Source organism: Myxococcus sp. RHSTA-1-4 (genome assembly GCF_020037125.1).
In the GTDB taxonomy this organism is placed as follows: domain Bacteria; phylum Myxococcota; class Myxococcia; order Myxococcales; family Myxococcaceae; genus Myxococcus.
On sequence record NZ_JAIQDG010000014.1, the window covers coordinates 126,205 to 138,285 of the forward strand.

Sequence of the window (12,081 nt, forward strand, 5' to 3'; positions counted from 1 at the left end):
GACAGTTCGATGACCGCGACCCTGCACATCATCGCGAGCTGCACTGACCGGAAGCGCCAGCCCGTGCCCGAGCCACTCCGTCTTCGCGCTGTGAAGGTGGACGGTATCGAGGCCCGTGCGCGGGCGTGGTGCGAACGCCTCAGTGACGACCGCTATGACGCGTTCGAGGCGGGGGCGCTCTACGCTGGCGCGCACTGGAGCGTTGTCCTGGGGCTGCCCGAGGTCGCCCGTGCACGTGGATTCAAGCCGCAACTCTGGGTCGCCTCAGCAGGGTATGGGCTGATTCCAGCGCATGCGGTCATCCGCCCCTACTCCGCGACATTTGCCCGGGGGCACGACGACTCCGTGGTGAAGAACGCCGCCAGTCGCGACTCAGCGGACCAGTTGCGGATGTGGTGGAAGGTCCTCTCGCGGCACGAGGGCCCGTCGGCTCGGCATGCCCGCAGCATCAATGAACTCGCCGCGGAGGGGCCGCGGGCCAGCATCCTGGTGGTGGCCTCTCCGTTGTATGTGACGGCCCTCGCTGAAGACCTGGCCCGGGCGGTACAGCAACTTGTCGTGCCGGAGCGCCTGCTCATCGTGTCCACGCCGTCCCCCCTGGCGAAGGGGCCGCTGGCTCCTCACTGGATTCCATCGAGCGCGCACCACCAGAAGCGACTGGGGGGCTCGAAGCTGTCCCTCCACGCGCGCGTCGCGCGCGAAATCATCGAGCAAACGCCGAGCGAGCGCTTCGATGCTCATTCCGTTCGGCGAAAGTATCAGCGCCTGATTGCGCGCAGTGCGCCCCCCCTCGTCCATCAGCGGACGCCGATGTCGGATGCGGAGGTGCACTCGTTCATCAGGGATGCGTTGAGAGCAGGAGAGAAGTCCTGGAGTGCATCCCTCCGCCGCCTTCGCGCGGGGGGGCAGGCATGTGAGCAGAGTCGTTTCAAGCGTCTCTTCCTCGAAGTCCGGGAGGGCCCATGAAGAGAGCCGAACCTTCTTCCATTCAACGCCGTGCCATCCGCGTCATTCAGACGTCGAAGAACCCGCTCTTCCTCTTCGCGCTCACCGCCGAGGAGTTGCTTCAGGTGGCGGAGGTCTCACGCGTCTCACGGGACTCTTCGGGACGGCTGCTCGGGTATCAACGCCCCGAGGTGAAGCGGCATGTCCGCAGCATCACGGAGTACCTGAACGGCGACGAGGTGCTTTTCCCGAACTCCATCATCCTCGCCCTGTCGTCCTCGGTCATCTTCAAGCAGGTACGAGGCCCCCGCGTGGATGATGGCAGGGCGGAGGCTGGAAGCCTCGTGATTCCACTGCCGAAACCGGGACAACCGAAGCCCGCGTGGATTGTGGATGGGCAGCAGCGAGCGCTTGCTCTGTCCCAGTGCCGCAAGCAGGATCTCCTCGTCCCTGTCAACGCCTTCATCGCGGATGAAGTGGACCTGCAACGCGACCAGTTCCTCCGAGTCAACAACACCAAGCCACTGCCCCGCGGGCTCATCACGGAGCTCCTCCCGGAAGTCTCGACGCTGCTTCCGCCCAATCTGGCCGCGCGCAGGGCGCCCGCCGCATTGTGCGACCTGTTGAGTCGCGACCCGGAGTCCCCTTTCAGGAACCTGATCCGTCGCTCCTCCATGGAGGCCGCTTCGCGGAAGTCCGCCGTCGTCGCGGACACTGCGGTGGTGAAGATGATTCAGGATAGCCTCTCCGCACTCACCGGGTGCTTGTTCCCCTTCCGGAACATCGCCAGCGGCGAAACCGACTTCGATTCGGTCAGGAAGTCGCTGCTTCTGTACTGGACCGCGGTCAAGGAAACCTTTCCTGACGCATGGGGACTCCCTCCCTCCCGGAGCCGGCTCATGCATGGCGCGGGCATCAGCGCGATGGGGCGACTGATGGACAAAGTGATGAGCAACATCGATATCCGCGCCGCACGGGCACCCAAGTTGGTTCGTGCCGAGCTTCAACGCGTGCGGCCGGTGTGTCGTTGGACAGAGGGCCAATGGGAGGACCTGGGGATTTCATGGAACCAGGTGCAGAACACGCCGCAACACATCCGGCTGCTCTCGAACGTTCTTCTTCGTGCGTACACCAATAACCGTCGGACGGCAGCGTGAAGTACTTCTTCCCTGATAGCCAGGATCTGGTTGACCCCAGCTTTGATTTCGAGCGGGAGCGGCGCTCGACTACCCGAAAGCGGCAACGCGACGACTTGTACGCGCACGAGGTTTTCTCCTCGACGCCCTTCGATGGGCTCCTAGTTTCCAAGGGAATTGTGGACGGCTATGGAGGACTGGGGAGCCGGTATACGCTCGCACAACGACACCGGTTGCTGCGCTTGGGCGCTCCAGAGTTCTTCAGAATCGACCAGGCCCCGCGGAAGCTTGCTCTCATGGGGGATTGCGGCGCCTTCACCTACGTGAAGGAAGAGGAGCCGCCGTACTCGGTCGACGAGTTGCTGGAGTTCTATGGGGGCTGTCGCTTCGATTACGGGCTTTCGCTAGATCACGTCATTCTGCTGTTCAAGCCGGAGGCAGATGCTTCGCGTGATGCTCTCAAGGCACTTGTTCCCAAGGAGATGCAGGACCGGCGTGAGTTGACGCTGGAGCTTGCCGAAGCGTTTCTTCGGAAGCACAAAGCCGGGAAGTACACCTTCGAGCCCATCGGTGTTGCTCAAGGGTGGAGCCCTCTGTCGTACGCGGAATCGGTCAAGGCTCTGCAGAAGATGGGCTACCACTTCATTGCTCTAGGGGGGATGGTCCCCCTCAAGTCTCCGGAGCTCCTTGCGTGTCTGGAGGCTATCGATAAGGTCAGAAAGCCAGGCATCCAGCTTCATTTGCTCGGAATCACGAGAACTGAGCACCTGAAGGACTTTGACCGGCTCGGCATTACCTCCTTCGACAGTACCTCTCCGCTGCGCCAAGCCTTCAAGGACGACAAGGACAACTACTATACGCCCGAGCGCAACTACACGGCGATTCGCATTCCCCAGGTAGAGGGGAACCCCGGGCTCCAGCGCATGATCTCTTCAGGCGAGGTGTCTCAGGATGTTGCTCGGAAGCTGGAGAAGGCCTGCCTTGAAGGGATGCGGCTGTTTGAGGCGGGTAAGCGGACTGTCGACGAGGTTCTGGCCCTTTTGATGGAGTACGAGCGCTTCTACGACCCGGGTTCGAAGAAGAATCATGCGGAGGCCTACCGACGAACGCTGACGGATGCTCCCTGGCGGAAGTGCCCTTGCGACGTGTGCCGTGAACTTCGCTATCACGTCGTGCTCTTCCGCGGGGCGGAGCGGAACCGTCGACGCGGCTTCCATAACGTCTGGACCTTTTATCAGCAGCTCGAGAAGCAACTCGGGCTTGAGAAGGGGAGCGCGGCCTGAGGCCGGCGACCTGACACGGTGCACACATGCCGAACGAAATGAAGCTTCCCGCGATTGAGGTGAAGCAGTCCCCAGGGCGGACACTGTACGCGTTCGCGGTTGACGGCAAGCTGGTTCCGAAGTTTGCGGCAATCTCTCGAGTGCGGCGTAGAGACGATGGTGGGTTGACGGGCTACCAGCGGCCCGAGGTGCTCTCGCACATTGACGAGATCCGGAACTACCTGGAGAGCAACTCCCCGATGGTTCCGAATGCGGTGGTTGTTGCGTTTGACTCTCGCGTGAAGTTCAAACCGGATTCCAAAGGCGCTGCTTCTGATTACTCGCGCTCTGGAGTTCTCTCTATTCCTTTTGAAGAGGAATCCTCCGACGAGAAGAAGCCTGGATTCATCGTTGACGGACAGCAGCGTCTGGCGGCCATTCGCGAGGCACTGATCGAGAGCTTCCCCATCTGTGTCACGGCGTTCATTACGGATGACGTGAGCCAGCAGACTGAGCAGTTCATCCTGGTCAATTCGACGAAGCCGTTGCCTAAAGGGCTCATCTATGAGCTCCTGCCTGGTACGAATGCTCGCCTGCCATCGCTACTCGACCGCCGTCGTCTTCCGGCGTTGCTGCTGGAACGCCTGAATCTGGATGAGGGGTCCCCGTTGCAGAAAATGATCCAGACGGCGACAAACCCGCACGGAATCATTAAGGATAATTCCATCCTGCGAATGCTGGAGAACAGCCTGAACGACGGGGTGCTTTATCGGTTCAATTCGGGCGAAGAAGAAGGCCCAAACGTGGAGAAGATGCTCAATGCGCTCCACGCCTACTGGGCCGCCGTCAAGGAGGTCTTCAAAGCAGCCTGGGGATTGCCGCCGAAGAAGTCGAGGCTCATGCACGGCGCGGGTATTGTTAGTATGGGGCTCATTATGGATGCGATCAGCGATCGCTATCGCGATAAACCCCACCCGAGCGCTGGACAGTTTGCGACAGACCTCATGCCACTGAAGGAGGTTTGTCGATGGACCGCTGGCTTCTGGGACTTCGGTCCTGGTCACCAGCGCAAGTGGAACGAGATCCAGAATACGTCAAAAGATATTGAGTTGCTCACGAACTACCTCATGGTTCAGTACAAGAGCCGAGTGTGGTCGGCTCCCGATATCTCTCAAGAAAACACGCCAAAGCGTAGTTCATCGAGACGACGGGGGTAGTCGTGAGTCCTCGTGGCGACGGAGAACGTATCGACGTGGCGCATGCTGGGGCGTGATTCAACGAGCAACGGGTGCTGCGCAGTGGGTGCAAAGTGTCCTACTGTTTTCGAGAGTCCAACCTAGCTCCGGATTCACTTTGTGCGCGACTAACTCTTGATCGCCACGTAATTCCGTCGGGCGGCGGAGGCAATTTGTGCATCGGCCGTCCCTAGTAAATATCATCCAACGCTGAGTCGCCGATGTAGATGCTAGATCTGATGGTTTGCTCGGGCCGATAACTGCTGACTTTATAGGCCAAAATAGCGAGGCTCCTTTGCTTGTGTTGCAGGTGAGGCAGAGGATTTGGCAGTTTGCTATGTCGTGTCCCGCCAGGAATATCGGAACAATGTGGTCGAGTTGTGGCGGTCGTAGGGGGCCTATTTGAGATGCGGCATCTGGCTCCTCTAAGTACTCCTGAGCCAGCATTTCTGCATCCGAGAACTTGTGGCCGCAGGTGTTGCAGCGTCCGGACTGTGAACGCAGAAGGGCAGAAAATTCTTCTCTGGAGACCGAGTATGTCGGTCTACCAAAGACTGCATAGCGACGCATGCGTTTTAGGATGGCGTGAATCGCTCGAATGTCTGCTTCGCTGGGCGTCGCGAGTAGCGCATTCGCCATTATTTTGGCGTAAGGCCTGATATCGACTGCGTTTGGGTTGAGTACTGCTACAGGAACCTGCGTCCAAAAGAGTTTGTGGACCGCGAGCAAAGACGAGATTTCGTGCCACGTAAACCCGGATGGAGACGGGTCACGAATCGCGATTGAGGCGTAGTCGGTTTTTAGTGAGGCAACAAAATCTGTCGAAGAATCGTTGCCAAATGGCACATTGTTCCTTCTTGCGCCATTGGCGAGCAGGTGAAGTAGGTCGCGAAGCGCCTTCATCTTACTTCTTCTTGGCGGCCTTTGTGCTGACACCGGTGAATAGCGGATCGGACTTTTCTAGTGACTTTAGCTTTGCGCCCGATACGCGCATTGCATTCAGTGCATTTCTAAGTACCTCTCGTCCATCCTCTGTGAGCAGTTCAGTCCGTTTCCACTTGGTATGGAAGAATCCCGCTGGCACGTTTTTGTAAAAGTCTTCTACATCTTCGCGCAGTTCTATTGGATTCTTATAGGCAATCCCTGCGAGAGCCTTGGCGGCGAGAAAGTTCTCTTGGAGCACTTCAAGGGTCGCTCGGTACATCAGTTGGGTGCCTGGTTCCCAGAGTTGTTCTTTGTTGTATAGATTTCTGACGCCGTTCCAGAATGCAAACATGTATGACTTCCATTGTTCATCCCAGGCTTCCGACTTTTCTGACTTGGAAGTGCCTGGAAGCCCATCGCGGAAGAGGGTCCTATAAATCGTATCGCGGTCGGTCATTTTTCGCTTCCAGCGAGACGCTAGTGCAATGGCGGCTTTGAAGGTTATTTTCTTGTTTTCCTCCTCAAGGCCTCGGGAAATAAGACCTTGGAAGGGGCTATCTGGATCGTCGTTAAGGGTCCTCAGTATTTTTGTTTCGTAAGTGGAGATTCCTGCGGCATCGAGCTTGCCTTCAAGTTCGACGATTTCCGCATTCGTCAAGCTTGAATTGACGATTGATGCGAGTAGTTCGCTAGAAATCGCTCGTGCTTGCTTGTTGATGACTACGAACTGGAAGACCTGCTCTTGCCAGTCAGCATCAATAAGGGCGCATACTGTGAACGGGACCTCTTGCGTGCTCTCTGCTGCACCCCAAACGCGATGCTGACCGTCTACGATCATGGCCGGTTTGAGGAGGCTGAGTAGCACATCGGTCAGTCTTTCTCGTGCCTTGGCCTGTTTGAGTTCATTGGTGTCGGCCGCAGGATCGTCGATTGAGTTTGCGATGTCGTTGATGAACTTGTCGAGGGATTGCTTGTCTTTTAGGCGCTTTGCGAAGTCCTTGAGGGCGCTCTTGCCGACATCGACTCCCCAGTCCTCGATGGTCGACGTTTCCTCTGGCAACGCCTCCTCTGTATCTAGTTCGCTCGGCGAGGAGGGTTCTTCTTCCGGTGAAGGTTCTTCTTCAGAGGGAGGGATGTCCTTGGCGATTCGCTCGCTGATAAAGGCGTATGCTCTTTTGGCGAGTGACTCAAGTGATTCGTTTTCAGCGGGGTTGCTTATGTCGAGCGTGACGAGGTCAGGACTGTATGACAGGGATGTGGATGTGCTCGACTCTTTTAGGGGGGCTGTGCTCAGTTTGCACATGCCAGGTCGGAAGGCTACAACGATTGCTGTCGGCGATGCATTGCCCTGTTCGTCAAAGAAGTCGATGATCTTCTTGAAGCGGTCGCTCAGTGGGCGCTGAAAACCACCAATGAAGTCCGTTGTCTTGTGAGGCACGCCAGCCCATGTGCGTATTTCTTCGGCGGGTGCCACAAAAGTGACAACTGCAGGCGAGCCAGGGGTCTGATTGAAGCGAAATCCGAGGTAACGGGGCATGTTTGGTCTAGGTGGAGTGAACTATTGTTTGAATCCGCGTGGCGGTGTGTGGTGTGCACCTGCCATTGGCTGATTGTAGGGCAGGCGAGCCCCAGTGACCAGCACGCAACATTGTCGGACTGAACCGGCATAGTCAGTTGCGAGGCCGTGCACAGATGTTGCGTAGGCGCGTGGCTTCGGGATTGGCCGTTCTCCACTGGAGGACCGCTCCGGGCTGGGAGATACCTATGATTCGCGACATAAGGGCACTGGATGGTGTAGTAGTATGATACCTACCCGAGCCCAGCACCCCAACTCGCTGAATGATGCCGAATGGCGGGCTTGGTACGCACCGGGCCTCGGAGGAACGGAACACGATGGACGCGAACGCAGTGGCGGAGCTGGAGAAGGCGGGCGTGCGGGTGGACCAGCCGGACCGCCTGTATGTCGCCGTGGAGTGGGAGGACGACGGGAAGCGCGTGCGGCCCGTGGGGGAGCGCGTCCAGGTGCGCGCCGGCGAGCAGCTGACGCACGTCACCCTCCAGCCCATCTCCAAGCTGTTCACCGGTGACACGAAGCCCCCCAGCTTCGCCAAGGCCCCGCCCCCCGAGTACCACCCCTTCTTCTTCCTCATCGAGGCCACCGCCGCCGGCTACTGCCGCGCCGTCCGCAACACCGAGACCGACCAGGAGTTCGAGCGGCTCTACCGCCACCTCCTCCGCCGCCCCGACGGCACTGACCGCAACCCCCTCTTCTCCTACCTCCAGGGCGCCGCCCGCCTCTACATGTCCCTGCGCGACGTCAGCCAGGCCGAGTTCGAGGCCGTCATCGAGCGCCTCCACCAGTCCGCGAAGCACCACCAGACCCACGTCGGAAGCATCAACTACTTCCAGGACGTGCTCCGCGGCGTGCTCGGCGCCTGAGCGCCGCCCCGCTGGCACGGGCTCCCAGGGGGGGGCACCTCCCAGGAGGTGGCGCTTCGCCCGGCTGCCTGGCGGCACCTCCCTCACCTGTTCATCGCCGGACCTCCGCGCGGCCCCCGTCGCGCGGACGCCCTGGACGAGCGCGGCGAGGGAGATAACCTGGCAGAGAGGCTGGAATCAGCATGACTCCATGAGTAGTTTTCGGAGTGCATGCTGAGCCAGCCTTCCACACACGTATCCTCCGCCCTCCACCAGTGGCTGACCGAAGACCTGCTCCACGAGGAGGCGGGCGAGGCCGTTCACGCCCAGGCGCGGGAGCTGCTCATCCGCAAGCGGGTCCAGTCGGTCCGGGAGAATGGAGCGGTCGTCGAGGGCACCGTCAAAGCGGGCCCGGCGGCGGGGCCCTACCACGTCCGCCTCTCCGCCAGCGGCGAGGGCGAGGTCTTCGACTGTCAGTGCGCCCACTTCCGCTCGCACCTCATCTGCAAGCACGTCGTGGCCGTGGGGCTCGCGTGGCTCCGGCTGACGGGAGGCGCCACGAGCCGGGCGGCCTCGACCGGCCGCCCCACCACCCATGCGGCGCTCCAGGCCTGGGTGGACGCCCACCACGTCGCGTACGCGGCGCAGGCGCGCGTCCCGATGCTGAAGCCCTACCTGCCCACGTCCCTCCAGCCGAGCCACATCCTCTATTCCCTGTCGGGCACCACCGTCTTCTCGCTGCTCGCGCACGACGCCGCCGTGCCCTACCTGCGTGCCCGCGACCACGCCGTCTTCCTGGACGCGGCCTGGGCGTGGATGCTCGCGGAGGCGGAGCGGGTGCGCAGAGGGGTGGAGCAGGAGGCCGCCGCCGCGCCACGCCCTCCGCTCACGGATGCGCGGCTGGGCCCCCTGGCCCAGGCGCTGATGCGCGAGCGCGTGCGCGTGCGGGCCACGGCCTTCCCCCGCGCGCTGGAGGTGGCCCCAGGGGTGTACCTCCAGGAGCGCCCGCTGCGCATCCGCGTCCCCGAGTCGCCCCAGGCCCTGGCGCGGCCCGAGGCCCTCGGGCCCTCCTTCCTGGGCGTCACCCTGGACCCTCGCGCCCTGCTCGACGGCCGCCCGGGGCTGACCTGCTTCTGCACCCCGTCGGACGAGGCGCGCTGCGTGCACGCGCTCACCGCGCTGGACGCGGTGCTGGACGCGCTCTCCCGGCAGAAGGCCGCGCCGTTCAACACGCAGCTGGCCGAGCAGCTCTACGTCGTGCCCGGCCAGCACCTCCTCGCGGCCCTGGAGACCGCTGCCCAGGCCCGAGAGACGCCCACCCCCACCTCACACGTCACCTTCCGGCTCGAAGGCGCCTCCTTCCGCTCCGTCACCCTGCGCACCTACCTCCACCGGCCAACGAAGAAGGGGACGCTCTCCAAGGGCACCCATACGAGCTGGCGGGACCGGGAGGAGCTCCGCTCCCAGCTCACCCTGCCCGGAGAGCTGGAGGCGTTCGACCTGATTGAGACGGGCGCGCTGCTGGCGTCCGCCAGCCTCGGCTACATGCCCGCTCCCACCCGGGGGAACTGGCCGCTGCTCCTCCAGGCGCTGCGTGCCCTCTCGCACAGCCCACGCCTGCGGCTCGCGGAGCGCCCCGACGTGCCGCTGCGCGTGCGCGAGGCCCCGCTCGGCTTCAGCTTCCAGGAAGAGGAGGAGGGGGCCGCGCTCCGTGTGCGGCCCTCCATCGAGGGGACGCCCATCCAGGTGGAGGACCTGGTCCGGCCGCCGCTGGAGGAGCCGTCCTCCCAGCCGTGGCTGCTCGTGGAGCCGGAGGTGCCGCGCGTCACCCTCGTCTCCGTGCCGCCCGAGGCCCGCGCGCTGCTCGCCACCCTCCAGGACCATGGCTCCCGGCTGCCCTCCTCCGCGCGGGACTCGCTGCTGACGAGCCTCGTCGGGTTGGAGGCGCGCTTCCCGCTGTCCCTGCCACCGTCCCTGGAGGCGGCCGAGGTGGCGCCGGCCTCCGGGCTGCTCGTCCGGCTCCGTCCGGTGGGGGACGAGGCGCTGGAGGGCGTGGTGCTTGTCCGCCCGCTGCCGGAGGCTCCACCGCTGACGCCCGGTGAGGGCTCGCCGGTGGTGCGCGGCCTGCGGGGCCGACAGCGCGTCAGGGTGCAGCGGAACCTGGACGCCGAGCGCGCCGAGGCCGATGTCCTGCTGGAGCGCCTGGGCCTGACTCCCGGCGCGTACCGCTTCACCCGCGAGGACGCGGAGTCCAGCCTCGCCCTGCTGGAAGCGCTGGAGCCGCTCTCCGGCCCCGGCGTGCGCGTGGAGTGGGAGGAGCAGCCCTGGAAGGTGTCGCGCTCGCCCGACACGTCGGCGCTGCGCGTCCGGGTGGAGAGCGGGCGTGACTGGTTCGGCGTGCAGGGCGGCGTGGAGGTGGACGGAGAGCGCGTGGAGCTGGCGGTGCTGCTGGACGCCCTGCGGCGCCGCAACCGCTACGCGCGGCTGGGCCCCGGCCGGTGGCTGCGCCTCACGGACGCGCTGCGCGAGCGGCTCACCCCGCTGGCGGACCTGGCCCACGCCACCCGCCACGGCCTGGAGGTGAGCGCGGCGGCGGCCCCCGTGCTGGACGCGCTCGCGGAGGCCGGCGCGCGCGTGCAGGCCCCGCCCGACTGGCGCAAGCTCGCCACCCGCATCCGCGAGGCGCAGGCCCTCAAGGTGGCCGTCCCCCGGAAGCTGAAGGCCGAGCTGCGCGACTACCAGCGCGAGGGCTTCACGTGGATGGCGCGCCTGGCCGCGTGGGGCGGGGGCGCGTGCCTCGCGGACGACATGGGCCTGGGCAAGACGCTCCAGGCGCTCGCCCTGCTGCTGCACCGCGCCGACGAGGGGCCCGCCCTCGTGGTGGCCCCCACCTCCGTGTGCTTCAACTGGGAGCGCGAGGCGGCGCGCTTCGCCCCCTCGCTGCGTGTGCACTCGTACCGCGAGGCGGAGCGCGAGGCGCTGCTCGGCGCGCTGGGCCCCCGCGACGTGCTCATCGTCAGCTATGGGCTGCTCGTCAACGACGCGGAGCGCTTCGCCACCGTGTCCTTCTCCACGCTGGTGGTGGACGAGGCCCAGGCGGTGAAGAACCCCGACACCGAGCGCGCCCGCGCGCTGCGCGCCGTGAAGGCCGACGCCCGCGTGGCCCTCACCGGCACCCCCGTGGAGAACCGCCTGTCGGAGCTGTGGAGCCTCTACGCGCTGCTCTTCCCGGGGCTGCTCGGCAGCCGCGAGTCCTTCCGCGCGCGCTTCGCCGTCCCCATCGAGCGGGACAAGAGCCCGCACGCCCGCGCCTCGCTCGCCCGCGTGGTGCGGCCCTTCCTCCTGCGCCGCACCAAGGCCGAGGTGGCCCGCGAGCTGCCCCCGCGCATCGAGACCGTGGTCCCCGTCGCGCTCTCCGCGGGCGAGCGCCGCCTGTACGACGACGTGCGGCTGGCCGCCCTGGCCCAGGTGGGGGACTCGCCCGGCGCCGAGCAGCGCTTCGTCATCCTGGCCGCGCTCACCCGGCTGCGCCTGGCCGCGTGCCACCCGAGGCTCGTCGACGTGGACTCGCCCCTGCCGTCCTCCAAGCTGGAGCGCCTGCTGGAGCTGGTGGACACCGTGCGCGCCGAGGGCGGACGCGCGCTCGTCTTCAGCCAGTTCGTCAAGCACCTCGCCCTGGTGCGCGAGGCCCTGGAGGCCCGCGGCGTGTCCATGCAGTACCTGGACGGGCAAACTCCGCCCGCCGAGCGCCAGGCGCGCGTGGAGGCCTTCCAGCGAGGGGAGGGCGAGTTGTTCCTCATCTCGCTGAAGGCGGGGGGCACCGGCCTCAACCTCACCGCGGCCGACCATGTCATCCACCTGGACCCGTGGTGGAACCCCGCCGTGGAGGACCAGGCCACGGACCGGGCCCACCGCATCGGCCAGACGCGCCCCGTCACGGTGTCCCGGCTCGTCTCCGAGGGCACCCTCGAGGAGGCCATCCTCGCCCTCCACGCCGAGAAGCGCGAGCTGGCCGACAGCCTCCTGTCCGAGGCCGACGGCGCCGCCGCCCTCTCGCCCGACCAGCTCCTGGCCCTCCTGCGCTTCAGCGGGAGCGGCGGGGCAGGGTGAGCCGCGGGCCAACCTGGAATATCGTGCCCCACCGCCCGTTCCCGGGCGTCT

Annotated in this window: 8 protein-coding genes; 6 read left to right on the top strand and 2 right to left on the bottom strand. The window is 64.4% G+C overall.

What is annotated here, in order from left to right; all coding sequences use genetic code 11:
* Window positions 1–9 precede the first annotated feature (9 nt).
* From K8638_RS20120 to dbpB (K8638_RS20135), 4 genes are read left to right on the top strand one after another with little or no spacing between them, the layout of a single operon-like run.
* On the top strand, window positions 10–966 hold the full coding sequence (locus K8638_RS20120) for a hypothetical protein (RefSeq protein ID WP_223756176.1): 957 nt from the start codon (window positions 10–12) through the stop codon (window positions 964–966).
* Window positions 963–2,102: a DGQHR domain-containing protein DpdB gene (gene dbpB, locus K8638_RS20125; protein ID WP_223756177.1), complete on the top strand. Its 1,140-nt coding sequence runs from the start codon at window positions 963–965 to the stop codon at window positions 2,100–2,102. Before K8638_RS20120 ends, dbpB (K8638_RS20125) begins: the two co-directional genes overlap by 4 nt.
* Entirely contained in the window at window positions 2,099–3,364 is a 1,266-nt protein-coding gene (dpdA, locus tag K8638_RS20130; RefSeq protein WP_223756178.1) for a tRNA-guanine transglycosylase DpdA, read from the top strand. Before dbpB (K8638_RS20125) ends, dpdA begins: the two co-directional genes overlap by 4 nt.
* Before the next feature lie 26 nt (window positions 3,365–3,390).
* Window positions 3,391–4,560, top strand: coding sequence for a DGQHR domain-containing protein DpdB (gene dbpB / locus K8638_RS20135; RefSeq protein ID WP_223756179.1), 1,170 nt, complete (start codon window positions 3,391–3,393; stop codon window positions 4,558–4,560).
* A gap of 57 nt (window positions 4,561–4,617) precedes the next feature.
* Here the strand turns inward: dbpB (K8638_RS20135) and K8638_RS45250 are convergent, their stop codons facing one another.
* Together K8638_RS45250 and K8638_RS20145 are read right to left on the bottom strand one after the other, a co-directional pair.
* Window positions 4,618–5,481 carry an HNH endonuclease gene (locus tag K8638_RS45250; RefSeq protein WP_370644051.1) on the bottom strand — a complete coding sequence of 288 codons (864 nt, stop codon included), beginning with the start codon at window positions 5,479–5,481 and terminating at the stop codon, window positions 4,618–4,620.
* Between the two features lies 1 nt (window position 5,482).
* Window positions 5,483–7,039 carry a hypothetical protein gene (locus K8638_RS20145; RefSeq protein ID WP_223756180.1) on the bottom strand — a complete coding sequence of 519 codons (1,557 nt, stop codon included), beginning with the start codon at window positions 7,037–7,039 and terminating at the stop codon, window positions 5,483–5,485.
* A 356-nt stretch (window positions 7,040–7,395) separates the two neighbouring features.
* Between K8638_RS20145 and K8638_RS20150 the strand changes: the two genes are divergently transcribed.
* Window positions 7,396–7,941, top strand: coding sequence for a hypothetical protein (locus tag K8638_RS20150; protein ID WP_223756181.1), 546 nt, complete (start codon window positions 7,396–7,398; stop codon window positions 7,939–7,941).
* A 210-nt stretch (window positions 7,942–8,151) separates the two neighbouring features.
* Entirely contained in the window at window positions 8,152–12,030 is a 3,879-nt protein-coding gene (locus K8638_RS20155; protein ID WP_223756182.1) for a DEAD/DEAH box helicase, read from the top strand.
* Window positions 12,031–12,081 lie beyond the last annotated feature (51 nt).

Bases quoted from the DNA above. Each gene is read 5' to 3' on its own strand.
- K8638_RS20150 (WP_223756181.1), top strand. From the start codon at position 7,396: ATGGACGCGAACGCAGTGGCGGAGCTGGAGAAGGCGGGCGTGCGGGTG.
- K8638_RS20120 (WP_223756176.1), top strand. From the start codon at position 10: ATGACCGCGACCCTGCACATCATCGCGAGCTGCACTGACCGGAAGCGC.
- K8638_RS20145 (WP_223756180.1), bottom strand. From the start codon at position 7,039: ATGCCCCGTTACCTCGGATTTCGCTTCAATCAGACCCCTGGCTCGCCT.
- dbpB (WP_223756177.1), top strand. From the start codon at position 963: ATGAAGAGAGCCGAACCTTCTTCCATTCAACGCCGTGCCATCCGCGTC.
- K8638_RS45250 (WP_370644051.1), bottom strand. From the start codon at position 5,481: ATGAAGGCGCTTCGCGACCTACTTCACCTGCTCGCCAATGGCGCAAGA.
- K8638_RS20155 (WP_223756182.1), top strand. From the start codon at position 8,152: ATGCTGAGCCAGCCTTCCACACACGTATCCTCCGCCCTCCACCAGTGG.
- dbpB (WP_223756179.1), top strand. From the start codon at position 3,391: ATGCCGAACGAAATGAAGCTTCCCGCGATTGAGGTGAAGCAGTCCCCA.